Source organism: Neisseria flava (genome assembly GCF_982712965.1).
In genome coordinates this window covers 1-26,381 of record NZ_CEXQBZ010000132.1, presented here as the reverse complement: position 1 = coordinate 26,381, position 26,381 = coordinate 1, and the positions used below count along the sequence as shown (strand labels likewise).

At 50.4% G+C, this 26,381-nt stretch carries 25 protein-coding genes and 1 pseudogene; 16 read left to right on the top strand and 10 right to left on the bottom strand.

Annotated elements, in window-relative coordinates; genetic code table 11:
* The first annotated feature begins 191 nt into the window (after positions 1–191).
* From AC5M9B_RS10320 to AC5M9B_RS10295, 6 genes and pseudogenes are all read left to right on the top strand, one after another.
* Positions 192–860, top strand: coding sequence for a class I SAM-dependent methyltransferase (locus AC5M9B_RS10320; protein ID WP_487648627.1), 669 nt, complete (start codon positions 192–194; stop codon positions 858–860).
* 50 nt (positions 861–910) lie between these two features.
* Positions 911–1,030, top strand: a pseudogene (locus tag AC5M9B_RS10315) (IS5/IS1182 family transposase); the annotation flags it as partial.
* 182 nt (positions 1,031–1,212) lie between these two features.
* Positions 1,213–2,040: a bifunctional DNA-formamidopyrimidine glycosylase/DNA-(apurinic or apyrimidinic site) lyase gene (mutM, locus tag AC5M9B_RS10310; protein ID WP_070654629.1), complete on the top strand. Its 828-nt coding sequence runs from the start codon at positions 1,213–1,215 to the stop codon at positions 2,038–2,040.
* A gap of 101 nt (positions 2,041–2,141) precedes the next feature.
* A complete protein-coding gene (locus AC5M9B_RS10305) occupies positions 2,142–2,912 on the top strand; it encodes a 1-acylglycerol-3-phosphate O-acyltransferase (RefSeq protein WP_487648626.1) in 771 nt (256 codons plus the stop codon).
* Between the two features lie 188 nt (positions 2,913–3,100).
* Positions 3,101–3,838: a redoxin family protein gene (locus tag AC5M9B_RS10300; protein ID WP_070654625.1), complete on the top strand. Its 738-nt coding sequence runs from the start codon at positions 3,101–3,103 to the stop codon at positions 3,836–3,838.
* A gap of 255 nt (positions 3,839–4,093) precedes the next feature.
* Positions 4,094–5,500, top strand: a complete 1,407-nt coding sequence (locus AC5M9B_RS10295) for a dihydrolipoyl dehydrogenase (RefSeq protein WP_487648625.1) — start codon at positions 4,094–4,096, stop codon at positions 5,498–5,500.
* A gap of 293 nt (positions 5,501–5,793) precedes the next feature.
* Here the strand turns inward: AC5M9B_RS10295 and AC5M9B_RS10290 are convergent, their stop codons facing one another.
* Positions 5,794–6,738, bottom strand: coding sequence for a helix-turn-helix transcriptional regulator (locus AC5M9B_RS10290; RefSeq protein ID WP_487648624.1), 945 nt, complete (start codon positions 6,736–6,738; stop codon positions 5,794–5,796).
* 157 nt (positions 6,739–6,895) lie between these two features.
* On the opposite strand from AC5M9B_RS10290, the gene AC5M9B_RS10285 reads away from it, so the two are divergent.
* The 3 genes from AC5M9B_RS10285 (at position 6,896) to AC5M9B_RS10275 (ending at position 8,271) form a co-directional block, all read left to right on the top strand.
* Complete coding sequence (locus tag AC5M9B_RS10285) at positions 6,896–7,231, top strand: carboxymuconolactone decarboxylase family protein (protein ID WP_003756322.1); 336 nt, start codon at positions 6,896–6,898, stop codon at positions 7,229–7,231.
* A gap of 125 nt (positions 7,232–7,356) precedes the next feature.
* Entirely contained in the window at positions 7,357–7,722 is a 366-nt protein-coding gene (locus tag AC5M9B_RS10280; RefSeq protein WP_487648623.1) for a rhodanese-like domain-containing protein, read from the top strand.
* A gap of 54 nt (positions 7,723–7,776) precedes the next feature.
* Positions 7,777–8,271 carry a DUF302 domain-containing protein gene (locus tag AC5M9B_RS10275; protein WP_019270856.1) on the top strand — a complete coding sequence of 165 codons (495 nt, stop codon included), beginning with the start codon at positions 7,777–7,779 and terminating at the stop codon, positions 8,269–8,271.
* Positions 8,272–8,344: 73 nt separating this feature from the next.
* Here AC5M9B_RS10275 and recX read toward each other — a convergent pair whose 3' ends face one another.
* Positions 8,345–8,815: a recombination regulator RecX gene (recX, locus tag AC5M9B_RS10270; RefSeq protein WP_487648622.1), complete on the bottom strand. Its 471-nt coding sequence runs from the start codon at positions 8,813–8,815 to the stop codon at positions 8,345–8,347.
* Positions 8,816–9,015: 200 nt separating this feature from the next.
* Positions 9,016–9,726, bottom strand: a complete 711-nt coding sequence (locus AC5M9B_RS10265) for a phosphoglycolate phosphatase (protein ID WP_101810318.1) — start codon at positions 9,724–9,726, stop codon at positions 9,016–9,018.
* A gap of 395 nt (positions 9,727–10,121) precedes the next feature.
* Between AC5M9B_RS10265 and AC5M9B_RS10260 the strand changes: the two genes are divergently transcribed.
* Entirely contained in the window at positions 10,122–11,387 is a 1,266-nt protein-coding gene (locus AC5M9B_RS10260; protein ID WP_487648621.1) for a Glu/Leu/Phe/Val family dehydrogenase, read from the top strand.
* An 81-nt stretch (positions 11,388–11,468) separates the two neighbouring features.
* Here AC5M9B_RS10260 and AC5M9B_RS10255 read toward each other — a convergent pair whose 3' ends face one another.
* The 3 genes from AC5M9B_RS10255 to AC5M9B_RS10245 are packed head-to-tail and all read right to left on the bottom strand — an operon-like array spanning position 11,469 to position 13,284.
* Positions 11,469–12,083, bottom strand: a complete 615-nt coding sequence (locus AC5M9B_RS10255) for a YidX family protein (RefSeq protein ID WP_487648620.1) — start codon at positions 12,081–12,083, stop codon at positions 11,469–11,471.
* 25 nt (positions 12,084–12,108) lie between these two features.
* Entirely contained in the window at positions 12,109–12,708 is a 600-nt protein-coding gene (locus AC5M9B_RS10250) for a Maf family protein (protein ID WP_487648619.1), read from the bottom strand.
* 39 nt (positions 12,709–12,747) lie between these two features.
* The gene (locus AC5M9B_RS10245) at positions 12,748–13,284 is read right to left on the bottom strand and encodes a gamma carbonic anhydrase family protein (RefSeq protein WP_487648618.1); all 537 of its coding nucleotides are present in this window, start codon (positions 13,282–13,284) and stop codon (positions 12,748–12,750) included.
* Between the two features lie 452 nt (positions 13,285–13,736).
* On the opposite strand from AC5M9B_RS10245, the gene AC5M9B_RS10240 reads away from it, so the two are divergent.
* Together AC5M9B_RS10240 and AC5M9B_RS10235 are read left to right on the top strand one after the other, a co-directional pair.
* Positions 13,737–14,360, top strand: a complete 624-nt coding sequence (locus AC5M9B_RS10240; protein ID WP_070461566.1) for a biliverdin-producing heme oxygenase — start codon at positions 13,737–13,739, stop codon at positions 14,358–14,360.
* A gap of 212 nt (positions 14,361–14,572) precedes the next feature.
* Complete coding sequence (locus AC5M9B_RS10235; RefSeq protein ID WP_487648617.1) at positions 14,573–16,471, top strand: transferrin-binding protein-like solute binding protein; 1,899 nt, start codon at positions 14,573–14,575, stop codon at positions 16,469–16,471.
* Positions 16,472–16,579: 108 nt separating this feature from the next.
* Here AC5M9B_RS10235 and AC5M9B_RS10230 read toward each other — a convergent pair whose 3' ends face one another.
* Entirely contained in the window at positions 16,580–17,710 is a 1,131-nt protein-coding gene (locus tag AC5M9B_RS10230) for a histone deacetylase family protein (protein WP_487648616.1), read from the bottom strand.
* 231 nt (positions 17,711–17,941) lie between these two features.
* Here AC5M9B_RS10230 and yajC point away from each other — a divergent pair, with 231 nt between their 5' ends.
* The 3 genes from yajC (at position 17,942) to secF (ending at position 21,076) form a co-directional block, all read left to right on the top strand.
* Complete coding sequence (gene yajC / locus AC5M9B_RS10225; RefSeq protein WP_019270848.1) at positions 17,942–18,208, top strand: preprotein translocase subunit YajC; 267 nt, start codon at positions 17,942–17,944, stop codon at positions 18,206–18,208.
* A gap of 75 nt (positions 18,209–18,283) precedes the next feature.
* A complete protein-coding gene (gene secD / locus AC5M9B_RS10220; RefSeq protein ID WP_487648615.1) occupies positions 18,284–20,137 on the top strand; it encodes a protein translocase subunit SecD in 1,854 nt (617 codons plus the stop codon).
* A 3-nt stretch (positions 20,138–20,140) separates the two neighbouring features.
* Complete coding sequence (gene secF / locus AC5M9B_RS10215; RefSeq protein ID WP_101810312.1) at positions 20,141–21,076, top strand: protein translocase subunit SecF; 936 nt, start codon at positions 20,141–20,143, stop codon at positions 21,074–21,076.
* A 323-nt stretch (positions 21,077–21,399) separates the two neighbouring features.
* On the opposite strand, the gene AC5M9B_RS10210 is transcribed toward secF, so the two are convergent.
* Entirely contained in the window at positions 21,400–21,957 is a 558-nt protein-coding gene (locus AC5M9B_RS10210; RefSeq protein WP_487648614.1) for an ACP-like domain-containing protein, read from the bottom strand.
* Positions 21,958–22,258: 301 nt separating this feature from the next.
* On the opposite strand from AC5M9B_RS10210, the gene AC5M9B_RS10205 reads away from it, so the two are divergent.
* A complete protein-coding gene (locus tag AC5M9B_RS10205; RefSeq protein ID WP_487648613.1) occupies positions 22,259–23,695 on the top strand; it encodes an NAD-dependent succinate-semialdehyde dehydrogenase in 1,437 nt (478 codons plus the stop codon).
* Positions 23,696–23,925: 230 nt separating this feature from the next.
* Here the strand turns inward: AC5M9B_RS10205 and AC5M9B_RS10200 are convergent, their stop codons facing one another.
* Both AC5M9B_RS10200 and AC5M9B_RS10195 read right to left on the bottom strand, forming a co-directional pair.
* Positions 23,926–25,245 (bottom strand): DUF445 domain-containing protein, encoded by a 1,320-nt coding sequence (locus AC5M9B_RS10200; RefSeq protein WP_487648612.1) that lies wholly within the window; start codon positions 25,243–25,245, stop codon positions 23,926–23,928.
* Between the two features lie 270 nt (positions 25,246–25,515).
* Complete coding sequence (locus tag AC5M9B_RS10195; RefSeq protein WP_487648611.1) at positions 25,516–26,196, bottom strand: sulfite exporter TauE/SafE family protein; 681 nt, start codon at positions 26,194–26,196, stop codon at positions 25,516–25,518.
* Between the last annotated feature and the right edge of the window lie 185 nt (positions 26,197–26,381).

Here is a 26,381-nt window from a genome sequence, read left to right as displayed (position 1 = left end):
TGTAATGTATATTTGCTCATAAAAAAACTGCACCTTGTGAGTTGGAGGGGATGTCCAACTTTTGGGGTGCAGTTCAATCTTTTCAGACGACCTTTTTCTGTCTTTCCAAAGTGTAAAACAGGAGAGGGCGGTTTGGTCTGCCGCAGCATGCCGTTATAATGCGGGGTGCAGCATTTTGAAAGGGCAGGGTGATGGAAGAATGGTTTGAACGGACTATTATCGGCCGCTATACGGCGGAGCGGGAAAAGCAGTTTTTTGGGCATTACTTGGAGCGGTTTGCGCCTTGCGGTGTTCAGACCGTCGTCCAACAAGGTGGCGAATGGCTGAGGTCGTCTGAAAACGTGGTTGCCGTGCCGCGTGATGTATTGATGGCGGCGGACGCTATGGCTTGGGAGAGCCATTCTATTGATGTGCTGCTGATGCCGCACAGTCATGAAACTGCCGCGCTGACGCAAGTGCTGCATGAAGCGTCCAGGGTGTTGAAACCTGAAGGGCGGTTGGTTTTGACGGGATTTAATCCGAAATCTTTGTGGTTTTTCAGCAGGTGGTTTGATGGAACGCGCTTGCCTAAAAAGGAGCATTGCCTGACTTTGTCCGCTTTGAGGCAGCAGTTGGCGGATTTGGATTTTGAGGTGGAATTCGGAAAGTTTATGGTGTACCTGCCTGCTGTGAATTCGCAAAAGGGGCTGCGGTTTTGGCGTTTTATGGAGAAGGCGGGGGACAGGTGGTGGCCGCAGTGCGCGGCGGTGTACGGCTTGGTTTTGGTCAAGCGTATGGCGGGGGTTACGCCGTTGCCGGAGTTTGAAAAAATATTGGGAACGCAGACGGTGGCTTTGGGTGCGGCGCGGATTTCGGATTGAGAAATGCGGCATTGGTAAAACCGGCATGACTGGTTTTCAGACGACCTTTCGAGGCTGAATATAGTGGATTAAATTTAAATCAGGACAAGGCGACGAAGCCGCAGACAGTACAAATAGTACGGCAAGGCGAGGCAACGCCGTACTGGTTTAAAGTTAATCCACTATATTTGAAAACGGTAGGTTTGACTCCATAAAAATAGCCTCTTCTATATTTGTCATCCTGCCTTGAATTTGCTGCTTTCTGCCTGTAAAGCCGTTTGGTTGCAAATTGTCAGGCCGCTTTGGTATCGGTAGAATCTTAGGTCGTCTGAAAAAGGCGATGTTGATTGTATTAGCTTGAGGATAAAGAAAAATGCCGGAATTGCCTGAAGTGGAAACGACGTTGCGCGGTATCAGCCCGCATATTCAAGGTAAAAAGGTGGCGGATGTCGTGTTGCGCCAAACCAAGCTGCGCTGGCAGGTCAATCCGCAGTTGGCGGAGCTTTTGGCAGGGCAGGAGGTGTTGAGCTGCCGTCGGCGGGCGAAATATTTGGTTATAGGTTTTGCAACGGGTATTTTGTTGATTCATTTGGGCATGTCGGGCAGTCTGCGGATTTTTACGGACGGCGATGCGCGGATTGACCATCCCGACAAACACGACCATGCGGACATTGTGTTTGCGGACGGAACGGTGTTGCGCTATCACGACCCGCGTAAGTTCGGCGCGATTTTGTGGTATGAAGGCATTGCGGAACATCATCCGCTTCTTGAAAAACTAGGCCCTGAGCCGCTTTCAGACGACTTTTCCGCCGATTATCTGTATCAAAAGCTCAAAACGCAAAAACGCGCGGTCAAACTGGCTCTGATGGACAATGCCGTCGTGGTCGGCGTGGGCAATATTTATGCGAACGAAAGCCTGTTTAAATCGGGCATATCGCCACACCGTCCTGCGGACAAGGTTAAGAAAAAAGAATGCGCCGTCTTGGTGGAAACGATTAAAGCGGTGTTGCAGCGCGCGATTGAAACCGGCGGCAGCACGTTGCGCGACTTCGTTAACAGCGACGGTAAAAGCGGCTATTTCCAGCAGGAATATACGGTGTACGGCAGACACAACGAACCCTGCGTCCGTTGCGGCGGTTTGGTACAGAAGGAAGTTCTGGGGCAGCGCGGGACGTTTTATTGTCCGAACTGCCAGAAATAATGTTTGAACCTGTTTTCAGACGACCCCTTCAATAATTCAGGTCGTCTGAAAACTTTATTACTATGATTTGATACACATTTAAGACGAAAAGAAAAACAGTTATGCACTCACGAAAAGCACCGTTTTTTACCCGTTTGGGCAGGTTGTTCCGCCTGGCGGGATGGCTGTTCCGAACCGGAAAGCATTTGCGCCGTATCGATGCCGGCAACCCTGCCGAACGAGATCATGCGGTCATTACGCTGGGCAAAGGCGCGCTGGAAGCCTTGGATATCGAATTGGAAATCGGCACGCCGCCCGCTGATAATGTGAATGGTGCTTTGGTGGCGGCAAATCATGTGTCTTGGCTGGATATTTTTGCCATGAGCGCGGTGTATCCGAGCAGCTTTATCGCCAAGCAAGAGATTAAAAACTGGCCGGTGTTGGGTAAAATGGGGCAAAACGCAGGCACGGTGTTTATCAACCGCAATTCCCGTCGCGATGTCGAGCCGATTAACCAAGCCATTTGTGCCGCGTTGAAAGTAGGGCAGAATGTCAGCTTTTTCCCTGAGGCGCGGACTTCTTTGGGTTTGGATATTCTGTCGTTTAAAGCCGCGCTCTTCCAATCCGCCATCGATGCCGACGCGCCTGTTCAGGCGGTTACGCTGCGCTATTATGATGATGCAGGAAAAAGGACGACGATTCCGTCTTATGCGCAAGTCGATTTGGTGCGCTCGCTCTGGCGCATCGTTTCCATGAAAAAGCTGCGTATCCGTATCGATTTTGCCGCCCCGATTCGTACCGGCAAAGACGAAGACCGCTTTATGTTGAAAGATAAAGTAGAAAGCAGTATCCGCGAAGTCGTATTGTCCGATGCACACGATTCCGAAAAATAATTTTAAGCTAGGGGCTTGTTTTCTTTCAGACGACCTCTATTTGATTGAAACGCTCGCAGATTGATTTTCATAGCTTCAGGTAATTAATATTATTTGAACTATAAATTATACAAATCAAACTTCCTGCGCTAGAATGTATGCATTCACTCGTATCATTCCCTAAACCTAAAATTTCAAGGAGATCCAAAATGGCTTTGCAAGATCGTACCGGTCAAAAAGTACCTTCCGTAGTATTCCACACTCGCGTTGGCGACACTTGGAAAGATGTTTCTACTGATGATTTGTTCAAAGGCAAAAAAGTAGTCGTGTTCTCTCTGCCTGGCGCATTTACTCCAACTTGCTCTTCTTCTCACCTGCCACGCTACAACGAATTGTTTGGCGCGTTCAAAGAAAACGGTGTTGACGCTATCTACTGCGTATCTGTAAACGACACTTTCGTAATGAACGCTTGGGCTGCTGAAGAAGAAGCCAACAACATCTACATGATCCCTGATGGCAACGGTGAATTCACTGAAGGAATGGGCATGTTGGTTGACAAAGAAGACTTGGGCTTCGGTAAACGCTCTTGGCGTTACTCCATGCTGGTTAACGACGGCGTGGTTGAAAAAATGTTTATCGAACCTGAAGAACCAGGCGATCCTTTCAAAGTGTCTGACGCTGACACTATGTTGAAATACATTGCTCCTGACTGGAAAGCTCAAGAGTCTGTTGCCATCTTCACCAAACCCGGCTGCCAATTCTGCGCTAAAGCTAAAAAAGCTCTGGAAGACAAAGGTCTGTCTTACGAAGAAATCGTATTGGGCAAAGATGCAACTGTTACTTCCGTACGCGCTATTACCGGCAAGATGACTGCTCCTCAAGTATTCATCGGCGGTAAATACATCGGCGGCAGCGAAGACTTGGAAGCTTACTTGGCTAAAAACTAATTGCCTGTATGCTTAAGACGGCTTGAACAAAACCGTCTGAACAGAGAAATAGAGTTATTCAGACGATACGCTACACGGTCGTTCTGAATAGCTCTATATTTACAAGTAGAATTTGAGATTATTGTTTTAAATCAATATTTTAAAAATAGCTATCGATTTTTTATTTTTGATAGTTTATTAAATAGGTCGTCTGAAAACCTGATACGCTTCACGCTGATACCGCTTCGGACGCTCAACAAAAAAAGGACAAAGATTATGAAAAAAATTCAAGCAGATGTCGTCGTAATCGGCGGCGGTACTGCCGGCATGGGCGCGTTTCGCAATGCCCGTTTACATTCGGATAATGTTTACCTGATTGAAAACAATGTGTTCGGCACAACCTGCGCGCGCGTGGGCTGTATGCCTTCCAAACTCTTGATTGCCGCCGCAGAGGCGCGCCATCACGCATTGCATACTGACCCGTTCGGCGTGCATTTGGACAAAGACAGCATTGTCGTCAACGGCGAAGAAGTGATGCACCGCGTCAAATCCGAGCGCGACCGTTTTGTCGGCTTTGTCGTTGCCGATGTGGAAGAGTGGCCTGCCGACAAGCGCATTATGGGTTCAGCTAAATTTATCGACGAGCATACCGTCCAAATCGACGACCATACCCAAATCACGGCAAAAAGTTTCGTGATTGCTACCGGTTCGCGCCCCGTCATCCTTCCGCAATGGCAGTCTTTGGGTGATCGTTTGATTATCAACGACGACGTTTTCTCATGGGATACGCTGCCTAAGAGCGTTGCCGTGTTCGGACCGGGCGTTATCGGTTTGGAACTGGGTCAGGCATTGCACCGTTTGGGCGTGAAAGTCGAGATTTTCGGCTTGGGCGGCATTATCGGCGGCATTTCCGATCCCGTCGTTTCAGACGAGGCAAAAGCCGTGTTCGGCGAAGAATTGAAACTGCATTTGGATGCTAAAACCGAGGTCAAACTCGATGCAGACGGCAATGTAGAAGTCCATTGGGAGCAGGACGGCGAAAAAGGCGTATTTGTTGCCGAATATATGCTGGCAGCCGTAGGCCGCCGTCCGAACGTTGACAATATCGGTTTGGAAAACATCAATATCGAAAAAGACGCGCGCGGCGTACCCGTTGCGGATCGGCTGACCATGCAGACCAGCATTCCGCATATCTTCATCGCGGGCGATGCGTCAAACCAACTGCCTCTGCTGCATGAAGCCGCCGACCAAGGCAAGATTGCCGGCGACAATGCGGGCCGCTACCCGAATATCAGCGGCGGTTTGCGCCGCAGCACCATCGGCGTGGTGTTCACCAGTCCGCAAATCGGTTTCATAGGTTTGAAATACGCTCAGGTTGCCGAGCAATACCAACCCGACGAATTTGTCATCGGCGAAGTATCGTTCAAAAACCAAGGCCGCAGCCGCGTGATGCTGGTAAACAAAGGCCATATGCGCCTGTATGCCGAAAAAGCCACCGGCCGCTTCATCGGCGCGGAAATCTTAGGCCCTGCCGCCGAACATTTGGCGCACCTGTTGGCATGGGCGCATCAAATGAAGATGACCGTTGAGCAAATGCTGGATATGCCGTTCTATCATCCCGTTATCGAGGAAGGTCTGCGCACCGCGTTGCGTGATGCCGATGCGAAGTTGAAACAGGCTTAATGGGTTGACTTAATCAATCAGCCGAAATGAAAGGTCGTCTGAAAACCTGATGATTTAAGGTTTTCGGACGACCTTTTTGTCTTTCCGTTGCGGAAGAAAATCAGTTACTGGGTAATGTGTAGTTCGGATACCTGTATCCGACGAATATTTAATGCTTCTGCTTCCTTTAGGTGTTGTGGCAGATGGAGATGTCGGATTCAAGAATCTGACCTATGGCTGTCCTCTCTACCAAAGTGAAAGGTCGTCTGAAAACTTAAAATCAAGGTTTTCAGACGACCTTTATATCTCTCGATTCAAATATCGTCGGATGGTTCAATATCGGTTTCGCCGATTCCCGCATTTTTCCGATACTGCCCCGGCGAAATCCCGTATTGTTTTTTAAACGCTTTGCCGAAGTGCGTTTCGGATTGGAAACCGACGTTCAGCGCGACGGACAGGACGGAATCGGCGGTTTGCCGCAGCAGTACGGCTGCTTGGCGTAGGCGGATGAGGTTGACGAAGGCGTGGGGGCTGATGCCGGTTTGCTGTTTGAACAGGCGCATCAGTTGGGCGCGGGAGAGGTTGGCAAGCGCGGTCATTTTTTCGATGTTCCATTCGTCTTCGGGGCGGCTGACGACGGTTTGGATGAGTTGGCGCAGACGTTTGTCGCGCAGGCCGTTGAGTATGCCGCCCAAAGGCGCTTCTCCGCCTTGTTCGAGATGGGCGCGGACGATGAGGACGAGGAGTACGGAGGAAAGGGCGTTGACGATGGCGCGCGAGCCGGAAAGCGTGTGCGCGCTTTCATATTGCAACATGGAGATAAGGCATTGTAGCGAGGGATGGTCCATCTTGATGAGGACGGTTTCGGGCAGGTCGTGCATGATGTCAGCGTGTTCGTCGTATTCGAAGCGGGCGCAGAACAAATCGAGGCTTTTTTCGCCGCCGCTGCCTGAAGATTCGATGGTAAACGCGCCATCGTTGCTGATATGAATGGTATCGCCGCAGTTGTTGCAGTCCGCTTCGCTGCTGATGATGTGTTCCGCGCTGCGCGGGAAAAAAATAAGGTCGCCGGTTTGCAAGAGACGTGCTTCGGGTTCGCCTTCGATTTTGATGTAGCTTTCTCCGGCGACGACAAGGTGCGCGATGCCGTGTGCGCGTCTGCGTCCGTGCGGGGCGTACCATTTGTCGCGGAACAGGCATTGTATGTCCACGCTGCCGGTGATTTGCGCCAGTTCGATGAGTTTGTCCAAGGTGTCCATAAGTGTTTTTTGCAAGTGAATGAGATGATTTGACGATTATAATAGTCAAATTATTGCAATAATGCCATTCATCGGATGTAAAGATGGCGGATTAAATTGAAATTTGCCATGAAAGAGCAGCATCCTTCATATCAAACACATTGGAAAGGAAATCAAAATGTTTCAAAATTGGCCCGAACACACCGCACACGTTAAAAAATCATTCGGCGAGCTGGGTAAAAACCACCCGAAAATGCTTCAAGCCTACGGCGCGCTGGAACAAGCCGCCGCAGCCGAAGCATTGGATGCAAAAACCCGCGAACTGATTGCCCTCGCCGTCGCTATCACCACCCGTTGCGAAAGCTGCATCAGCGTACATGCCGCCGCAGCCGCCAAAGCGGGCGCGACTGAAAGCGAAATCGCCGGCGCGCTGGCGACCGCCATTTCCTTGAACGCAGGCGCAGCCTACACTTATGCCCTGCGTGCTTTGGAAGCGGTTGACGCACAGCGTTGATTTTGTCTCAAAGGGTCGTCTGAAAACAACTCCCGTTTCAGACGACCCTTCTGCTGACGGGCATTGCTTTTTGCCGCCGAACCGTTTAGATTGATATTTTTGTTCAACCGTTTGGAGAAACGACCATGAAAAAATTGCTGACTGCCGCGCTGACTGCTGCCGCACTTGTCCTGCCTGCCGCCGTATCCTTTGCCGCGCCCGCCGCCAAAGCCGCTAGCGCGCAACCTGCCAAAGCAAAAGGCGTATGGGTTGACGTACGTTCCGAAGAAGAATTCAAATCCGGCCACCTGCAAGGTTCGGTCAACATTCCGCACGACCAAATCGTCGAACGCATCAAAAGCGTCAGCCCAGACAAAAACGCGCCCGTCAACCTCTACTGCCGCAGCGGCCGCCGGGCCGAAGCCGCGCTTACCGAGTTGAAAAAAGCAGGCTACACCAACGTAACCAACCACGGCGGTTACGAAGACTTGGTGAAAAAAGGTTTGAAATAACCAGCAACAAGGTTGTCTGAAACATTTCAGACGACCTTTTATCTAAGGAAAAACATGAAACCGATACGCACCTTCGCCGCAGCCGCCATCCTCGCCGCCCTGACCGCCTGCGCTTCACACGGCGGCGATGCCGCCCGACAACCCGATTCCCGACAAAGTTCAGCCATGAATCAAACCCATACCGCCGTCAGCAAATACAGCTTCGACGATACCGTCCGCCGCTTGGAAACCGCCGTTAAAGAAAAAGGCATGACCGTGTTCGCCGTCATCGACCACCAAGCCGCCGCACGCCAAAGCGGTTTGGATATGCAGCCCGCCAAAGTCATCGTCTTCGGCACGCCCAAAGCCGGTACGCCGCTGATGCAAAAAGACCCCGCCTTCGCCCTGCAACTGCCGTTGCGCGTCCTCGTTACCGAAACCGACGGGGCAGTCCAAGTCGTATTCAACGACACGCGCGCGCTGGTGTCGGGCAGCAAAATCGAGTTTGCCGAAGTGGAAAACACGCTTGCCAACGCGGAAAAACTCATCCGTAAAACGGTAACGGAATAGGGATAAGCCAAATAATCGAAAGGTCGTCTGAAACCGAAAAAAGGTTTCAGACGACCTTTTATTGTTAACAGGCTTACCATTCTTCAGAAGCGTCGAATATTTCTTCGTCCCAGCTGCTTTTGAGCGCGGCGTGGATGGTGTCCATGTCGAATCCGCGGTAGGCAAGGAAACGCGCTTGTTTTTGTTTGTCTTTCAAATCGGCGGCGGGCTGTTTGAATTTTTTGCGCAACATGGCGACTGCAGTTTGCAGTTCGTGTGCTTTGTCGGGCATGAATTCGCGGCTGAGGGTTTCGTCTATGCCTTGCTGCGCCAATGCCTGTTTCAGACGCAGTGAACCGTGTTGGCGGCTTTTGCTGTGGATGTAGGCTTCGGCGTAGCGTTGGTCGGATTGCCAGTTGCGTTCGGCAAATTCGTTTAACACGTTTTCCAATTCTTCTTCGCTTTCGGCATACGGAGCGAGCTTGCGCTTGAGTCCGACACGGCTGATTTCCTGTCGGGAAAGAATGTCCATCGCGCGGGCGCTCAGGGATTTTTGGGGTTTCATGCAGAGGTCGTCTGGAAAAGGTCGATTCGTAGGTCAGATTTTTGAATCTGACTTGCAGGTTGTAGGATGGAGGAGAGATAAGAAACTTTCATTCCGTCATTCTCTTTGTTCGGGAATGACGAGTCTTTTTATTTCCACTGCTTTATTTTCAGACGAACTTTGAAGCAGGAATAAAGGTCGTCTGAAAACAAGGATGCCAGTTATTCGTCGTCTTCCGCTTTTTTCGGTCGCAGGTTTTCGTAGATTTCGGGCAGTGAGCCGATAATCCAGTCGGGCTTGGTCGCTTTGTCTTGTGAGAGCAGGGTCATGTCGCCGTAGCCGAAGGTTACGCCGACGCTGAGGCAGCCTGCGGCTTTGGCAGCGATGATGTCGTTGCGGGAGTCGCCGACCATAATCATGTTGGAAGGATCAATGCCCAAGACTTCAGCGGCGTGTTGCAGCGGCAACGGGCTGGGTTTCTTTTCGGGCAGGCTGTCGCCGCCGAGAATCAGGCTGAAGTAGTCGGCAAGTCCGAGCTGTTTTAAGAGTTCGACAGCGAGGATTTCGTTTTTGTTGGTAATGACCACCAGCGGGATGCCCAGCGATCTGAGCAATGCCAGTCCGGCCTCGGTTTCGGGGTAGGGGCGGGTGAAGTCGCTCAAGTGATCGCGGTAGTATTTCATGTAGAAAACGAAGCCTTTTTCCCATAAATCGGGCGCGGCTTCTTGGTCGCGGTCGTCGGTGATGACGCGGTGGACGAGTTTGCCGATGCCGTCACCGACGTAGCTTTCTACCGTTTTGGCGGGCAGCGGCTCCATGTCGAGATATTCGCGCATGGCTTCGGCTGCGGCGGCAAGATCGGGGACGGAATCGCATAATGTGCCGTCCAAATCAAAGGCGGCGGCTTGGACGTGTTCGATGGCGGCGGTCATGATGTGTTTTGCTCGTGAATGATAGGGACGCGTATTTTAACATTGTTTCCCGACAGGTAGTTTTCAGATGGATTGTTAACAATATAGTTGGAGCTTGAAATGGCATTTCATTGATTTTCAGAAACTTTGACTTTGAAAGACAGGCTGATTCAATTTTCAGACGACCTTTTTTAAAAACAAAGGTTTTTGGAGAGCGTTCAGAAAATATGAACATTCTGTAAAGGGATGGACGAAGCAGTTTGAATGTGCTCTTCAGTCGTCTGAAAAATAAAACCATATATAAATTAATCAACTTTGAAAATACCGACTACATGCTATTACATTTCATTTGGAAATTGGTTATAGTTACAGCTGCAAAGTCTTTAAACCTCAATCCGACATGAGAAGGAAGAGAAATGTCCCAATCCGCCGCAAAAGAAACCCTTAATCCTTTCGAAATCGCCCGCAAACAGGTCAAAACCGCCTGCGACCGGCTCAATGCCGACCCTGCGGTGTATGAAATCCTGAAAAGCCCGCAACGCGTTTTGGAAGTTACCTTCCCCGTCAAACTCGACGACGGCACGGTCAAAACCTTCACCGGCTACCGTTCGCAACATAACAATGCCGTCGGCCCCTACAAAGGCGGCGTGCGTTTCCATCCCCATGTGAATCTGGACGAAGTCAAAGCCCTATCGATTTGGATGACCATCAAATGCTGCGTTGCGGGCATTCCTTATGGTGGCGGCAAAGGCGGCATTACTTTGGATCCGCGCGATTACTCCGAAGCAGAGTTGGAACGCATTTCACGCGCTTATTCCGAAGCCATTTCTCCGCTCATCGGCGAGAAAATCGATATTCCCGCCCCCGATGTGAACACCAACGGCAAAATCATGTCGTGGATGGTTGATGCCTACGAAAACGTCGTTAAAAAATCCGCGCCGGGTGTGTTCACCGGCAAACCGGTCGAATTCGGCGGTTCTTTGGCGCGTACCGAAGCGACAGGTTACGGCGTGAACTTTGCCGCCGTCCAAGCTTTGGAAAAACTCGGCAAAGACGTTAAAGGCGCAACCTACGCCATTCAGGGCTTCGGTAATGTGGGCTATCACACAGGCTATTACGCGCATCAATCCGGCGCGAAAGTCGTTGCCGTTTCCACCGTTGATGTCGCCATCTACAACGAAAACGGCTTGGATATGGAAGCCCTCTTCAAAGAGTTCCAAGAAAAAGGCTTCATTACCAACGAAGCGGGTTATGGCAAAGAAATCAGCAACGCCGAACTCTTGGCTCTGGATGTGGACGTACTCGCCCCTTGCGCGCTGGAAAACCAACTGACTTCCGAAAATGCCGGCAAAGTGCGCGCGAAAATCGTGGTCGAAGGCGCAAACGGCCCGACTACGCCCGAAGCCGATGCCATCCTGCGTCAAAACGACGTGTTGGTCGTCCCCGATATTTTGGCGAACTGCGGCGGCGTGGTCGTTTCTTATTTCGAATGGGTGCAAAACCTGCAAGGCTATTACTGGGAATTTGACGAAGTTCAGGAAAAAGAAACCGTCGTCCTGCGCCGCGCGTTCCGTGATATTTGGAATCTGGCGCAAGAGTATGACGTGGACCTGCGTACCGCGTCTTATATGATGAGTATCCGCCGCGTTGAAAAAGCGATGAAGCTGCGCGGTTGGTACTAATTAAATTTTGAAGCGTTAGTTTGAGAAAAGGTCGTCTGAAGATTTTTCAGACGACCTTTTGGTTTGTGCGGCGGATAGTGCTTAAAAATGGAGCGGGCGGACGGGCGGCATTGCGGGTCGTATGCCTGCGGATAGGGGAGGTACGTCGATTTTCAGGTTTTTCTTGGAAGAGCGGGTGTGAATGTCGAGGTTGACGTGCAGCGGTAAACCCGAACCGGCAGCCGGGACGGGCTGATAGATTTTGCCGTCGAGGTTAATGCACTTGAATGGCGTTTTTTCCCCTTTACTGAAGGTGAACGCCAATTTTTGCAGCGTTTTTTCTTCATCTTTATCAGTATGGGGGTAAGACAGGCAAAGCAGTGTGCTGAATCTGCGATCCTCCTGCCAAACGGTAAACCCTGCCTTTTTGATATTCTTCATAGAAGAGGCAAACTTGATTTCGTAGGGATGTTTCAGTTTGGCCTTAAAGACGGGAGATAGCTTTTCAGACGACCCTTTGTCTAACACATAGGTGTATTGATCGCCGAGCATGACCCAGCCGCCTGCGGGCGCATCTTCCGTAGCGGAGCCAAGCTTCCCGAAAGAGAGGATGCTGTCGTTGCCTTCGCGGATGGAAGGTGTGCCGTTGTCTGAAAAAGCAGCGCAGCCTGCAAGAAGGAATACTGCGGATAAAAAGGGGAAGGCGTATGTTTTCATAATGTTTGTTTGAAGGTATTTAAAATCAGGAAAATGAGGGAATACTCAATCCGCATTGTTCCAATAAGCCGACCGTTTCGTAAACGGGCAGGCCCATCACGCCGGTGAAGCTGCCTTGCAAATGCTCGACAAACACGCCGCCCAAACCCTGAATGCCATACGCGCCCGCTTTGTCCATCGGTTCGCCGCTTCGGATATAGGCGGATATTTCTTCGGCAGACAGGGTTTTGAAACGCACGTCGCTGGTTTGTAAAACACCGCGCGTTTTCCCTTGCCAATATACGCATACGGCAGTCAGCACCTGATGCGTCTGCCCTGAAAGCCGGGCGAGCATTTCGGCTGCTTGGGCTTCGGTTTCCGGTTTGCCGAGGATGTGGTTTTGATAGGCGACAGTAGTGTCGGCGGTCAGGATCGGATATTCGGGCGACGCGTCGTGTGTGGCAAACCATTGCTCGACAGCAGCGGCATTTTTTTCCTGCGCCATACGTTGCACATAATCGGCGGCTTTTTCGTCGGAATGCGGCGTTTCGTCAATGTCGGCAGGGATACGGATAACTTTGAATCTTAAGTTTTCCAGAATTTCGCGGCGGCGCGGGCTGCCGGAGGCTAGGTAGAGTGTGTGCATAAAACTTTCTTTTTTAGGGGATATAAGGTCGTCTGAAAATTATTTTGACTGTTTGTGTTGGTCGGACAAGCGCACATAATGCGCGGAAGAATATTTCAAAAATTCTTTTTCTTTTTCGGTCAGCGGGCGGACTTGTTTGACGGGCGAACCGACATAGAGATAGCCGCTTTCCAAACGTTTGCGTGGCGGCACCAAGCTGCCTGCGCCTATCATTACGTCGTCTTCGATGACGGTATCGTCCAGAATAATCGTACCCATCCCAATCAACACACGATCACCGATGCGGCAGCCGTGCAGCATGACTTTGTGTCCGACGGTTACGTCTTCGCCGATGATAAGGGGTGAGCCTTCGGGCTTTTCCGCGTTTTTGTGCGAAACGTGCAAGACACTGCCGTCCTGTACATTGCTGCGCGCGCCGATGCTGATGCTGTTCACGTCGCCGCGCAAAACGGCATACGGCCAAACGGATACGTCTTCGGCAAGCGATACTTCGCCGATGATGACGGAAGTTTCGTCGATGAGGCAGGATTCGTGAATTTGCGGGGTATGGTCTAAGAAGGGGCGGATAGGGTTCATGTTGTTTCTTCCTTTTTGACAGTGTGGCAGGTTTCAGACGACCTGCGGCTCAGTATGGCGAAAGTATGCCGTTTTGACGCAGGTGAGGCAAGGGCGGTGTCTCCCGAGATGTCGTCATGTCTTTGTAAACAATATTTTTTATGGTTATAGAACCATTTTCCGTTAGGCCTGCATCTCTTGTTTGCCGAAGGTGGAAAATTGTCCGTTATTATCTTGTAGTTGCAAGTAGCTGCAAATCATTCTCTTGCCATTTGAATTGGAATGATATATATTTTAAAAAAATATTTCATAAAATAACGAAACCCGATGGTTTGTTTTCAAACAGATTTGGTGGGTTTTCAATCTCACAAACCTCCGCTTCCATCCCATATCCGTTTTCAAACCTATCCAATCCACTTTGTTTAAATAAAGGCGATCCGAAGGTCGTCTGAAACTGTATGAAGGATATTCACATGAGCGAAACACAAGAGCTGACTTTTGCCAAACGGCTGAAAGAGCAGACTACAACTATTCACGATAGCGTGGACAACTTAGTTATGTCTGTCGAGCCGTTTACCAACAAAGAGAATTACATCAAATTTTTGAAACTGCAATCCGTGTTCCACAAAGCGGTCGATCATATTTATAAAGACTCCGAGTTGAACAAAGCCATTCCTGAGCTGGAATACATGGCGCGTTACGATGCGGTAACGCAAGACTTGGCGGATTTGGGCGACAAACCTTACGAATACGGCAAACCGCTGCCGCATGAAACCGGCAATAAAGCCATCGGTTGGCTGTATTGCGCCGAAGGTTCTAATTTGGGCGCGGCATTTTTGTTTAAACACGCGCAAAAGCTGGATTACACCGGCGAACACGGCGCGCGCCACCTCGCTCCCCATCCGAACGGCCGCGGCAAACATTGGCGTGCTTTTGTCGAGCATCTGAATGCTTTGGGTTTAAGCCCTGAAGCTGAAGCCGAAGCGATTCAAGGTGCAAAAGATGCATTTGCGTTCTACAAAGTCGTTCTGCGCGAAACATTTGACCTGCCTGCAGGTGCGGAAGCTCCGGAAGGCTTTGTTCCGCATCGTCATTAATGGTTTGACGATATAAGTAGAGGTCGTCTGAAACACATCTGTATACGCGGATTCATAAATTCCGCTTTCAGACGGCCTCCATACTGATGTAAGTTTAGTACCGTTTGGTTATCCGCATTTGCGGTATATTTTAATTGGTTTGATGTAAATAATTATCAAATATTTTATCACCATCATTCCAAAATACCATTATCACATTCAGGAGTTTTACCATGAAGGAATCATTTAAATTAAGTATGTTGGCGATTGCTTGCAGCATCGCATTGAGTGCATGCGGCTCAAGCGGTAGTGGCACGCCGTCTGCACAGCCTGCACCGACCCCGCAACAGCCGGGCAATAATTCCGGCTCGGGCGGAGGAGGTGATTCAAAACAAACTGAAGACGCTAAGAAAGCCGAAGAAGCTAAGAAAGCCGAAGAAGCCAAGAAAGCCGAAGAAGCTAAGAAAGCTGAAGAAGCCAAGAAAGCTGAAGAAGCCAAGAAAGCTGAAGAAGCCAAGAAAGCTGAAGAAGCCAAGAAAGCTGAAGAGGCCAAGAAAGCCAATGAGGCCAATTCAGGTCAAGGTTTTGGCGGCGAAGGCAAAGTAATGGGCAAGGCTTTGGATGGCGGTGTCTTGGTAGCGAAAAAACGTGATACCGGCGATTTGGAATATGCCAAAACCGAAGCTCCGACTGCCTCGGATAAAAACAGCGTCGTACTTGATGGTGTCGCCATTAATACCAAAGACGTTAAAGCGGGTGAGTTTACGTTGGGCGAAAAAAGTATGAACGGCGGTAAAGCCGATGCAGCACAATATGCGGTACACAGCGGCGACCTGTTGCCTGACGTTCGTTACGGCGGTGTTGCCGATGTCAGCGATCTGCGTGATGTGAAACAGGCGTTGTTTGTCCAAGGCACGCCATCAGGCAGTGATACCGTTGCAGCCCAAAGAGGGGATGCAACCTATAAAGGCATCGGCCTGCATTTCCAAAACGGACTGCCGATCAATACAAGAGATCTGCAAGAAATTTTTGAAACCGGTTCGCAAGCCAAGCTGGCCAATCTGTATCCTGCCGCCAAAGCAACCGATGTTACCGCAAAAGTCAATTTCGACCAAAAAACCATCAATGTCAGCATCAACCGCTATTCCGATCAAACGGTTGGCGGTGGTAGTGGTGGCAACAGGATTGCAGGTGTCGTCAAATCCAATGCGCGCGATATGACGGAAAATCTGTCTTTCAATGGCGATTTGCACGGCAACACCTTCTCCAACAAGCAAGGTACGATGCAAGGCGGATTCTTTGGCGCGAAGGCAGACCAACTTGCCGGTACATATAGTGCGGCAGGCAAAAACCAACGTGATGAAGACGTAGTGGCGCGCGGTGTGTTTGGTGCAAAACGCCAAGATGCGGCAGCTCAAGCAGGCGGACAGCCTGATGCGCCGGTTGCCAAACCCGATACGCCCGTAACCAAACCTAAAGGTGATGCCGCTGCGGCCGAATTGAAAAAAGGTGAAACAGGCGAGCAATATATCTTATCGAATATCGCGGACTTGACCAAAGTCATTATCAACGGTACGGCAATCGCTTTGGCACCTGTTACCAACAAGCTCCATCAAACTGAATTGGGTTCGGACTACAAATCGTTTGTTGCTTCAGGTAATTTGAGCAATGTTGTCTTCGGTGCGGCAAAACTTGCCGATAATGCCTACTCCTTGTTTGTTCAGGGGGTAATGAGTACCTCTCTACCGTCCGGTACGGCTAAATACGCAGGCGAGGTGTTGAATTTCCGTGCCCGTAACTTAGATGATAAGGAAAACTGGGTGGGTAATACAGGAGGCTACCGTACTGCCGGTTCGTTTACCGCAGATGTCAACTTCGATACCAAGACTATCGCAGGTAAAATCAATAGTGGCGATAACAAATATATGGGTGAAAAAGCCTTTACCGCAGGTATTTCAGGCAGCAGCTTTAACGGCAAGTGGAATTCCGGTGTCGAAGGTTCTATATCCGGCGGATTCTATGGCGACAAAGCGGCCGAAATGGCGGGGCGTTACAGTTACAATAAGACGCCGGGCAACAACGGTTCTTTGAGTGACAACTCCTTCGGTGTATTCGGCGGTAAAAAACAATAACCGTCTGTTTAAGCTGAAAACAAACCGCCTGAAAGGGCGGTTTGTTTTTGATCGGATAGGATTTTCAGACGACCTTTTACGGTAACAACAATCTGGGCAATCTACCCGCTAAAAGGTCGTCTGAAAACCTTGAATCTTATTTTCAGATAATCTTTCGTTTGATAATTTAGATTGCGATTCGGAAAACTGGAAATCTCCCCTTTTTTGCCCGCGTTTCAAGTGTCTTTGATAGGCGGCAACATAGTCTGCCTTGGGTAGTCCTACGAGGACGCCGATATGGGCTGCGGCGGATTTCGCCAAAGGTTCGAGCGTGTAGCCGCCTTCCAGTACGGAAACGATTCTGCCGGGGCAGCTTGATGCGGCTTGGATGATTTTGTGGGTTAGCCAAGCGAAATCGGCTTCGTGCAGGTTCAGACGACCTGTTTCGTCTTGTTTGTGCCCATCGAAACCTGCAGACAGTAAGACCAGTTCGGGTTTGAATGCGGTCAGTTTGTGCAACCATTGTTCGCGTACGGTGGTACGAAAGACGCGGCTGCCGGTATTGGATGCGAAAGGCAGATGCAACATATTGGCGCCGTTGGCAGAATGGTTGGTTTCAGGAAATGGGAAGAGGTCGGTTTCAAAAAGGTTCATAAACAGGACGCGCGGGTCATCTTTGAAGATTTCCGCTGTGCCGTCGCCGTAATGGACGTCGAAGTCGATGATAGCGATACGTTGGAGCCGATATTCGGCGATAGCGTGCATGACGCCTGTTGCGACATTGTTTAATAGGCAGAAACCGCCGGCTTTATCGCTGTGTGCATGGTGTCCGGGTGGGCGGACGGCGCAAAAGGCGTGCCATGCTTTCTTATTCATTACCATGTCCACCGCCTGAACGACGGCGCCTGCGGCGTGACGGGCAGCTTTGAGCGAACCATGACTCATGACGGTGTCGCCGTCGAGACGGTAGATTTTGTCCGGCTGGGGCTGGCAGGCTTCCAGAGAGCGCAGGTATTTGCGCGGGTGAACCAAGGCGAGGCGGGCATCGCTGATTTCCTCAGCTTCGGCAGTTTGCAGATGCCGCCAAATATCCTGGCGTTTGAGTTCGGCTTCGATAACGGCGGTGCGTTCGGGCGAGTCGGGATGTCCCGCGCCGGGCTGATGTCGCGCAAAAACGGGATGAGAAATCCAGACCGTACGCGCATTTTTACCCAAAAGGCGGCGTAGGCGTGTACGCAGTCGTCGAATGAGTTTTTTCATGAGGAAAAGGGCGCGGGGCCTGTCGTTGGTGGGAAGAAGTCAGGTTTTAAATGTCGTTGAAACTTCATTTTCAGACGACCTGACATGATAAATATGGTTAATAAATAGGGAAAGGCTTGGAAATTTTTCAGACGACCTTTAGAATAGCTTAATTTTGCGGCTGTACCAATGCCTTTTTCTGCCGCAAGCGGTGTTTTACTTAATTTTAATCTCTTAGAAAATGGACGAATTATGAATCAAACTGTGGCCCAATTTGCCCCTTTAGTGCTGATTATGGTGGTGTTCTACTTCCTGATCATGCGTCCCCAACAAAAGAAATTCAAAGCACACCAAGCCATGCTTGCCGCTTTGAAAGTCGGTGATAAGGTTGTTTTGGCAGCAGGCTTCAAAGGCCGCGTTACCAAAGTCGGCGAACAGTTTTTCACAGTGGACATCGGTCAAGGTGCAAAAATCGAAGTCGAAGTGGAACGTAACGCGATTGCCGCCAAAGCCGAGTAATCCGTATTTTTGCCAAGAGCCGCCTCGGAAAACTGAGCGCGGCTGTTTGTCTTCATAATAAATCGAAGGTTTACCATGAACCGTTATCCTTTATGGAAATACCTGCTGATTGCGTGCACGATTTTGGTTGCCGTAGTGTATTCGCTGCCCAACCTTTTCGGTGAAACGCCCGCAGTACAGGTATCAACCAACCGACAAGCCATCGTTATTAACGAACAGACCCAGTCCAAAGTCGATGCCGCGCTGAAACAGGCAGGTATTCAGACCGACGGGATGTTTGTTGCAAACAACTCGCTGAAAGTGCGTTTCAAAGATACTGAAACCCAGCTTAAAGCCCGCGATGTCATCGAAAACACTTTGGGCGATGGCTATATCACCGCGCTCAACCTGTTGGCGGACAGCCCCGAATGGATGGCCAAAATCGGCGCTAACCCGATGTTCTTGGGTTTGGACTTGCGCGGCGGCGTTCATTTCACTATGCAGGTGGATATGAAAGCTGCGATGCAGAAAACGTTTGAACGTTATTCGGGCGACATCCGCCGTGAAATGCGTCGTGAAAAAATCCGTACCGGCACCGTCCGTCAAATTGAAAACGGTCTGATTGTCCCGATGCAGGACGCTGCTGACGTACAAAAAGCCATGCCTAAGCTGCGTCAGCTTTTCCCTGAGGCAAATTTGAACGCTGATGGCAATAACATCACGCTGACATTATCCGAAGAAGCGATTAACAAAGTACGCTCCGATGCGGTGAAACAAAACATCACCACCTTGCATAACCGTGTTAATGAGTTGGGCGTAGCCGAACCTGTCATCCAGCAATCCGGCCTCGACCGCATCGTTGTGCAGTTGCCGGGTGTACAAGATACTGCCAAAGCAAAAGACATTATCGGCCGTACCGCAACTTTGGAAGTGCGCATGGTGGAAGACGACCCTGTCAAAGTGCGCGAGGCTTTGGAAGGCAATGTTCCGAGCGGGTTTGAGCTGCTGTCCAGTGGTGGCGATCATCCTGAAACCTTGCTGATTAACAAACAGGTTGAATTGACAGGCGACAATATCAATGACGCGCAACCCAGTTTCGATCAAATGGGCGCACCTGCCGTCAGCCTGAGCTTGGATAGCGCAGGCGGCAGTATTTTTGGTGAATTGACCGCCGCCAACGTCGGCAAACGCATGGCGATGGTGTTGATCGACCAAGGCAAATCCGAAGTGGTTACCGCACCGGTTATCCGTTCTGCCATTACCGGTGGACGTGTGGAAATTTCCGGTAGCATGACGCAGGCGGAAGCCAATGATACTTCTTTGTTGTTGCGTGCCGGTTCTCTCGCCGCACCGATGCAAATCGTGGAAGAGCGCACCATCGGCCCGTCTTTGGGTAAAGAAAACATTGAAAAAGGTTTCAACTCTACCTTGTGGGGCTTTGCCGCCGTTGCCTTGTTTATGGTGGTTTACTACCGCTTGATGGGCTTCTTCTCTACCATTGCCTTGAGTACCAATATTTTGTTCTTGGTCGGTATTTTGTCTGCCATGCAGGCAACACTGACGCTGCCCGGTATTGCCGCATTGGCGTTAACATTGGGTATGGCGATTGACTCCAACGTATTGATTAACGAACGTATCCGTGAAGAGTTGCGCGAAGGCGTGCCGCCTCAACAGGCAATCAACCTCGGTTTCCAACACGCATGGGCAACCATCGTTGACTCCAACCTGACCTCGCTGATTGCCGGTATCGCCCTCTTGGTATTCGGCTCCGGCCCGGTTCGCGGTTTTGCCGTCGTACACTGTCTGGGTATCCTGACTTCGATGTACTCATCCGTCGTCGTCTTCCGCGCCTTGGTTAACTTATGGTACGGACGCCGCCGCAAATTGCAGAATATTTCCATCGGCGCAGTATGGAAACCCAAAGCCGAAACAGCGGCTGGCAAGGAGTAAGACATGGAACTCTTTAAAATCAAACGCGACATCCCGTTTATGAGCTACGGCAAACTGACGACCTTTATTTCGTTGGTAACCTTTATTGCCGCCGTATTCTTCCTCGTTACCAAAGGTTTGAACTTCTCCGTCGAATTTACCGGCGGTACCGTGATGGAAGTGCAATATCAGCAGGGCGTGGACGTCAATAAAACCCGTGAAAAACTCGATACCCTGAAAATGGGTGAGGTTCAAGTTCAAGCGTTGGGTACGAACAAACACATCATGATTCGTCTGCCCAACAAAGAAGGCGTAACTTCAGCGCAGCTTTCCAATCAGGTTATGGACTTGCTAAAAAAAGAGCAGCCCGACGTTACCCTGCGCCAAGTCGAATTTATCGGCCCGCAGGTGGGCGAAGAATTGGTAACCAACGGTCTGATGGCACTGGGCTTTGTTGTTTTAGGTATCATTATTTACCTGTCGATGCGCTTTGAATGGCGTTTCGCCGTATCCGCCATCATCGCGAATATGCACGACATCGTGATTATTTTGGGCTGTTTCGCCTTCTTCCAATGGGAATTTTCACTGACCGTGCTGGCGGGTATCCTTGCCGTATTGGGCTATTCCGTGAACGAATCCGTCGTCGTCTTCGACCGTATCCGTGAGAACTTCCGCAAACCGAGTATGCGCGGACACACCGTTCCGCAAGTCATCGACAATGCGATTACCGCCACCATGAGCCGTACCATCATTACCCACGGTTCGACCGAGGCAATGGTCGTTTCCATGCTGGTGTTCGGCGGCGCAGCGTTGCACGGTTTCTCAATGGCATTGACCATCGGCATCGTGTTCGGTATTTACTCTTCGGTATTGGTCGCCAGCCCGCTCTTGCTGATGTTCGGCCTGAGCCGCGACAATATCGCGAAGGAAGTGAAGAAAAAAGAAGAAGTCGTGGTCTGATGGTTATGATTGTGATTTGAAGGGGTCGTCTGAAAACTGGGAAAAAGGTTTTCAGACGACTTTTTTATTTTGGGCAGTTGATTTGATAGTTGTGATGCAAATATGGCGTTATTGTTTTGACTGTATGGAAAGGAACACGCTTTTCTTGTTTCAGATAGAGGAAGGGAAAGATTGGCTTAAAGGGAGTGATTCTTTGAAAGTAATCGACTGTATAAGACGGACACTTCTATGCCGCTCTTGGTAATGAATTACACAAAATGCAAAAAGGTCGTCTGAAAATTTTCAGACGACCTCAGATTAACTTCTACGGTTAGAGTTAGAAATTAACGTTTTGCTTTTCCAGCAGATTTTTTAGGAGCTGGTTTGCCTGCTTTGGCAGGGGCGTTGGCAACGGAGCAGTATTTGGCAACGATTTGATCAACGACTTCTTCTTTGCCGTTAACGGTTGTTTTACCGCGTACGGTCAGCATATTGCCGTCCACTTTGTCGATATTGCCCAAATTGGCACGACCTGCCACCCATGCGACGTTTCCGCCCCAGAAGGCATTAATATCGTCGCTGGAGCCGACGACGCGGAACAGGTTGGGGGTCAGTTCGTTTTTGTATTTCACTTGTGCTACAACAGGTTCGTTGCCTTTGAAGCCATACATAACGCTCAATGGGTCTTGACCGTTTTGACCGCAGCGGTAGTGTACTTCTTTGGTGCTGTCGATAGCGTCCACTTTAACGGTTTGAGGAGTGAAAGGTTGGTTTTGTTGCGCTGCTTGTTGCGGAGCAGGAGCAGGTTGCGCAGCAGGTTTTCCTTTGGAAGAGCTGGAACATGCGGACAGCGCAGTAGCGGCAATAACGGCAGAAATCAGTAACTTGGTATTTTTATTCATCGGTTTACTCCATATGAATTATTGATAAAAGTGGTGCTAAACGTTAACACAATAGCAGAGATAACATACTTTGTCTTTGGTTTAGACAAATCTTTAATAAAAGCATCAAACGGAAAAGTAAATTTACTTTTGAAAGGACATCCAAATATTTTACCCTTATATAGTTGCGGGTTTTGCTATTTCGCTCAATATAAAACGGCAAGGTCGAAAAATCGGCGACGTAATGTTTCAGCGGTTTGCGCTTTTCCCCTATCAAGAGAATAATGACCTTCATCCATCATCTACACACACGAGGGCAGGCATGAACTCTTTTGCATCATTGTTAAACCATCCCGATATTTCTTTTTCCTCGATTCCAGACGGCATCAAAGTTGATAATCCGGCGACGGGCGAGACTTTGGCGTTTGTCCGTACAACCCATTCAGACGACCTCAAGCTGCTGATTCAAAAAGCGGAGACCGCACAAAAATTATGGGCGGCAAAAACTGCGTTGGAGCGTGCCGATGTGTTGTGGCGCTGGTATTTTTTGATTAAGGAAAACAAAGAAGAGCTGGCGCGCATCATGACGATGGAGCAGGGCAAAAGTCTGACTGAGGCGCGTGGTGAAATTGATTATGCGGCTTCGTTTGTGCGCTGGTTTGCCGAAGAGGCGCGGCGGATTGACGGCGATGTGCTGACAAGTGTGAAGGCGTCGCAAAAACTGGTCGTGTTGAAACAGCCCATCGGCGTTACCGCTGCGATTACGCCGTGGAACTTTCCGTCCGCAATGATTGCGCGCAAGGCCGCGCCTGCTTTGGCGGTGGGCTGCGCGATGATCGTCAAACCTGCGTCGCTCACGCCTCTGAGCGCGTATGCGCTGGCGCTACTGGCTTACGAAGCGGGCGTGCCGCAGGATTTACTTCCTGTTGTCAGCGGCCGCGCTTCGGAAATCAGCCATGAATTTGCCACGAACCCGACCGTGCGCAAAATCAGCTTTACCGGTTCGACCGAAGTCGGTGCGAAAATTTTTGCCGACAGCGCGGCGGACATTAAAAAACTCAGTTTGGAACTGGGCGGCAACGCGCCGTGTATCGTGTTTGACGATGCAGATTTGGACAAAGCCGTCGAAGGTGCGCTCTCCAGCAAGTTCCGCAACAGCGGTCAGACCTGCGTCTGCACCAACCGCGTGTACGCTCAATCCGGCATTTACGACGAATTTTGCCGCAAATTAAGTGAAAAAGTGGCCGCGCTCAAATTGGGCAACGGCCTGGATGAAGGCGTGAACCAAGGGCCGCTGATTGAGGAAAAAGCGGTGGAGAAAGTCGAGCAGCACATAGCCGACGCGCTCTCCAAAGGTGCGGTCTGCCTGACCGGCGGCAAACGCAGCGCGTTGGGCAGAACGTTTTTCGAACCGACCGTTTTAAGCGGCGTAACGGCGCAAATGGCAGTGGCGCGCGAAGAAACCTTCGGGCCGTTGTGCCCCGTGTTCCGCTTCGAAACCGAAGCCGAAGTCATCGCGGCAGCCAACGATACGGAATACGGTTTGGCGGCCTACCTCTTCACCTCCGACACCGCCCGCCAATGGCGCGTCGGCGAAGCCTTGGAATACGGCATGGTCGGCATCAATACCGGCTTAATCAGCAATGAAGTAGCACCGTTCGGCGGCGTGAAACGCAGCGGGCTGGGACGCGAAGGCAGCAAATACGGTGCGGACGAATATTTGGAATTGAAATATTTGTGTATCGATGTGGCGGATTGAGTTTGCTACTAGAAGCAACAGGTCGTCTGAAAAACAAATTTCATTGAAACCTTGTTTTCAGACGACCTTTTTCATATAGTGGATTAACAAAAATCAGGACAAGGCGACGAAGCCGCAGACAGTACAAATAGTACGGAACCGATTCACTTGGTGCTTCAGCACCTTAGAGAATCGTTCTCTTTGAGCTAAGGCGAGGCAACGCCGTACTGGTTTAAAGTTAATCCACTATACTATCCCGCCAGCCACAGCGATACCGTATAAATCACCAGCCCGACCAGTCCGCCAACGAGCGTGCCGTTGATGCGGATATATTGCAAATCCTTGCCCACGCTCAATTCCAGTTTTTCCACCATCAGGTGGCTGTCCCAGCCTTTGACTTTATCTGCGACGAATAAAGCCGCCTTATCTTTATAGCGCATCACAAAATCCCGAACCAAAAGCGAAATCCGCACATCCGCCCGCCGCATAAATTGCGGGTAGGCTTGGGCTTGCGAACGCATATGATTCAGCAGCTTTTCCAGTTGCGCTTGACACAAAGAGTCTTGTTTTTCCACATCTTCCCGCGCCCAGTCCAAAATGCCGCGCCATAAGGTCATGATTTGACGTTGCAGGGCAGGCGATTGCGCGAGTTGTTTTTTGAATTTGTCCAGGCGGCGGTGCCACAGGCGCGAGGTGGTCAGGCGTTCGGTCAGTTCGTCGTATTGCACCAAGAATTGTCGGCGCAGCGCGTTGTCCTGCTTGTCCGCAGTTGCCAAATAGCCGTCTATCCATGCCAACGCTTTTTCTGCCGCCCAATCATCGACTTTCTCCACCAAGGTCGATTTCACCGCCGCTTTAAGCCTGTCCCAAGTTCCGGGATTGCCGCCTTCGATTTTCGCCGCCCATTCGCGCAGGTTCTGCTCCAACATTTCGCGGGTTTCCGGCGTTTTCAGCCAACGCCGAATCTGACGGAGCAGGCTTTCAAACGCTTTTTCGTGCATCCCTTGTGCTTTCAACAGCCGCAAACCGTCGGCAAGCGTGTTGCCGATTTGTTCGCCGCTGTAACGTTCTTCCAACAGCATCGCCGTAAAACGCGCCGTCTGTTCCGGTTTGGCGATGGCAAGCAGCGTCGGAATCTGTTTGGAAAGCCACGGCAGCCAATGCGATTTCACGTCTTCGCCGTCCAGCCATTTCAATAATTTATCGCTGGGCTGCGCTTGGTAAATGCGCATAGCGATGGGTTTGCCCTGTAAAAAATTATGTTCGATAAACCGTCCCAATTCATCGCCGATACGCGCCTGATTACGCGGCAAAATCGCGGTATGGGGAATCGGCAGCCCGAGGGGTCGTCTGAAAAGCGCGGTTACGGCAAACCAGTCCGCCAGCGCACCCACCATCGCCGCTTCGGCAAACGCTTTGACAAATCCCAACCAAGGATATTGGCGCACATAAACGGCGGAGGCTGCAAACAGCCCACACGCAAGAAGCAGCAAGCCCGTCGCCCAACGCCTGCTTTTTGCCAACTTTTTGCGCGCCTCATTTAAGCGGACTTGTTCCGAAAGGGTGTGCATTTCTATTCCTGTCTTTTTTGTCTTTAGAGGGTTGTGAATAGATTGATTATTTTTTAATCAACTGAAAATATTCAATAGGTTTCAAAATATTATCCAAGTTTTACACAGAATGCACACATCAATCCTAATGAGGGTTGTGGGTAATATTTTGTATTGCCTATTTTTTAATCATGATATTTTTATTTTGGAAAATCAAAAGGGAAGGAGAGTTGTTCACAAGCTGTTCACATGATTCTGCGGTATGGCTGTGTACAGGTTTTCAGACGACCTTTATGCCGTCCAGCCTGAAACCGAAACCCAAAGCCGCCACAAGGCCCAAGCCGCCACCATCAACCCTGCCAACAGGCGGATACTGCGTTTTTGCAAAAGCGTTTTCAACTGCGCTGCAAAGATGCCCATCGCCAAAAGGTTGGGCAGCGTGCCGAGCGCAAAAGCCAACATATATAAAGCGCCGTGAACCGCGCTGCCGCTGCCCAAGGCGTAAAGCGACGCGCTGTAAACCAGGCCGCACGGCAGCCAGCCCCAGAGCATCCCTACGCCGAAACAGGCTGGGACGGAACGGATAGGCAAAAGCTTGTTTAAAAACGGATTCAGCCGCTTCCATATCGGTTTGCCGATGCGTTCGATGCGCGTCGCCGCCGTCGAAATTCCCGCCAGATAAAGCCCTAAAAGCAACAGCAGGATGTTTGCCGCGATATACAGCCCCTGCTGCAACACGCGGGTGTTATCCAAAGAAATCCCTGCCTGCCCGATCAGGCCGACTAGAAAGCCGATGAGGACATAGCTGCTTACACGTCCCAAGTTCAGCAGAACAATCAATCCGAAACGGTTTAGGTTGGGCGGAAGCTGCAAGGCAAATGCGCTGCTTAACCCGCCGCACATTCCGACACAGTGGCCGCCGCCGAAAAAACCGAGCAGAAACAGAGTGAGGAAGGTAAGGTTTTCGTCCATATCAGATATATTTGAAATTGTTATCAGGCTGTTTCGTATTGTATCAATAACGGGGGAATGAGGATAAGAAAGGATGGAATAGGGACGAATTATTGCGAATCCGTTTGGAAAGGTCGGCGGATTCGCATTTGAAGTGCAACTTTCCATAACAGAAAAAGGCCAGTATGCGGTAGCATACGGCCTTT

Excerpts from the sequence above, each read along its gene's own strand:
- AC5M9B_RS10320 (WP_487648627.1), top strand. The coding sequence starts at position 192 with ATGGAAGAATGGTTTGAACGGACTATTATCGGCCGCTATACGGCGGAG.
- mutM (WP_070654629.1), top strand. The coding sequence starts at position 1,213 with ATGCCGGAATTGCCTGAAGTGGAAACGACGTTGCGCGGTATCAGCCCG.
- AC5M9B_RS10305 (WP_487648626.1), top strand. The coding sequence starts at position 2,142 with ATGCACTCACGAAAAGCACCGTTTTTTACCCGTTTGGGCAGGTTGTTC.
- AC5M9B_RS10300 (WP_070654625.1), top strand. The coding sequence starts at position 3,101 with ATGGCTTTGCAAGATCGTACCGGTCAAAAAGTACCTTCCGTAGTATTC.
- AC5M9B_RS10295 (WP_487648625.1), top strand. The coding sequence starts at position 4,094 with ATGAAAAAAATTCAAGCAGATGTCGTCGTAATCGGCGGCGGTACTGCC.
- AC5M9B_RS10290 (WP_487648624.1), bottom strand. The coding sequence starts at position 6,738 with ATGGACACCTTGGACAAACTCATCGAACTGGCGCAAATCACCGGCAGC.
- AC5M9B_RS10285 (WP_003756322.1), top strand. The coding sequence starts at position 6,896 with ATGTTTCAAAATTGGCCCGAACACACCGCACACGTTAAAAAATCATTC.
- AC5M9B_RS10280 (WP_487648623.1), top strand. The coding sequence starts at position 7,357 with ATGAAAAAATTGCTGACTGCCGCGCTGACTGCTGCCGCACTTGTCCTG.
- AC5M9B_RS10275 (WP_019270856.1), top strand. The coding sequence starts at position 7,777 with ATGAAACCGATACGCACCTTCGCCGCAGCCGCCATCCTCGCCGCCCTG.
- recX (WP_487648622.1), bottom strand. The coding sequence starts at position 8,815 with ATGAAACCCCAAAAATCCCTGAGCGCCCGCGCGATGGACATTCTTTCC.
- AC5M9B_RS10265 (WP_101810318.1), bottom strand. The coding sequence starts at position 9,726 with ATGACCGCCGCCATCGAACACGTCCAAGCCGCCGCCTTTGATTTGGAC.
- AC5M9B_RS10260 (WP_487648621.1), top strand. The coding sequence starts at position 10,122 with ATGTCCCAATCCGCCGCAAAAGAAACCCTTAATCCTTTCGAAATCGCC.
- AC5M9B_RS10255 (WP_487648620.1), bottom strand. The coding sequence starts at position 12,083 with ATGAAAACATACGCCTTCCCCTTTTTATCCGCAGTATTCCTTCTTGCA.
- AC5M9B_RS10250 (WP_487648619.1), bottom strand. The coding sequence starts at position 12,708 with ATGCACACACTCTACCTAGCCTCCGGCAGCCCGCGCCGCCGCGAAATT.
- AC5M9B_RS10245 (WP_487648618.1), bottom strand. The coding sequence starts at position 13,284 with ATGAACCCTATCCGCCCCTTCTTAGACCATACCCCGCAAATTCACGAA.
- AC5M9B_RS10240 (WP_070461566.1), top strand. The coding sequence starts at position 13,737 with ATGAGCGAAACACAAGAGCTGACTTTTGCCAAACGGCTGAAAGAGCAG.
- AC5M9B_RS10235 (WP_487648617.1), top strand. The coding sequence starts at position 14,573 with ATGAAGGAATCATTTAAATTAAGTATGTTGGCGATTGCTTGCAGCATC.
- AC5M9B_RS10230 (WP_487648616.1), bottom strand. The coding sequence starts at position 17,710 with ATGAAAAAACTCATTCGACGACTGCGTACACGCCTACGCCGCCTTTTG.
- yajC (WP_019270848.1), top strand. The coding sequence starts at position 17,942 with ATGAATCAAACTGTGGCCCAATTTGCCCCTTTAGTGCTGATTATGGTG.
- secD (WP_487648615.1), top strand. The coding sequence starts at position 18,284 with ATGAACCGTTATCCTTTATGGAAATACCTGCTGATTGCGTGCACGATT.
- secF (WP_101810312.1), top strand. The coding sequence starts at position 20,141 with ATGGAACTCTTTAAAATCAAACGCGACATCCCGTTTATGAGCTACGGC.
- AC5M9B_RS10210 (WP_487648614.1), bottom strand. The coding sequence starts at position 21,957 with ATGAATAAAAATACCAAGTTACTGATTTCTGCCGTTATTGCCGCTACT.
- AC5M9B_RS10205 (WP_487648613.1), top strand. The coding sequence starts at position 22,259 with ATGAACTCTTTTGCATCATTGTTAAACCATCCCGATATTTCTTTTTCC.
- AC5M9B_RS10200 (WP_487648612.1), bottom strand. The coding sequence starts at position 25,245 with ATGCACACCCTTTCGGAACAAGTCCGCTTAAATGAGGCGCGCAAAAAG.
- AC5M9B_RS10195 (WP_487648611.1), bottom strand. The coding sequence starts at position 26,196 with ATGGACGAAAACCTTACCTTCCTCACTCTGTTTCTGCTCGGTTTTTTC.